The sequence below is a fragment of the Bacillus sp. HY001 genome (assembly GCF_007558965.1).
GTDB classification, from domain to species: domain Bacteria; phylum Bacillota; class Bacilli; order Bacillales; family Bacillaceae_G; genus Bacillus_A; species Bacillus_A mobilis.
On the sequence record NZ_VLTE01000300.1, the window covers coordinates 1 to 415 of the forward strand.

A 415-nucleotide genomic window follows, 5' to 3' on the forward strand; every position below is an offset into this window, starting at 1 on the left:
AACAATTAATCTATTAGGTGATAAGAATAAAATCTTACAATAGATTATAGGGGGAGAAATTTATGAAGAAAATTTTAGTTGGTGCAATAACAATAGGAATTATACTAGGATCTGGTAGTAGTTTTGCTGCTGCAGATGAGCTTGATAGTATTTCTAAAAATGAAAATACAATTCAATCGATATCTGCTTCAACCACAAAATCAATAACTACGAATCAATTTAATAAAGTTTATGCAGCCATGAAAAAATATGAAGGTACACCGTATAAATATGGTGGGAATAGTCCTAAAACTGGGTTTGATTGTTCGGGATTAATGCAATGGGGATATGGGACACAAGGGATTAAATTGCCACGTACAGCACAAGATCAATATAATAAAACTACACGTATCGCTAGAAGTGCTCTCCAACCAGG

Annotated in this window: 1 protein-coding gene; it reads left to right on the plus strand. The window is 33.3% G+C overall.

Going from position 1 to position 415, the window contains the following annotated elements; translation table 11 throughout:
• Window positions 1–62: 62 nt before the first annotated feature.
• On the plus strand, window positions 63–415 hold a 353-nt coding region (locus FOT98_RS33345), incomplete at its 3' end, for a C40 family peptidase (RefSeq protein ID WP_144291269.1).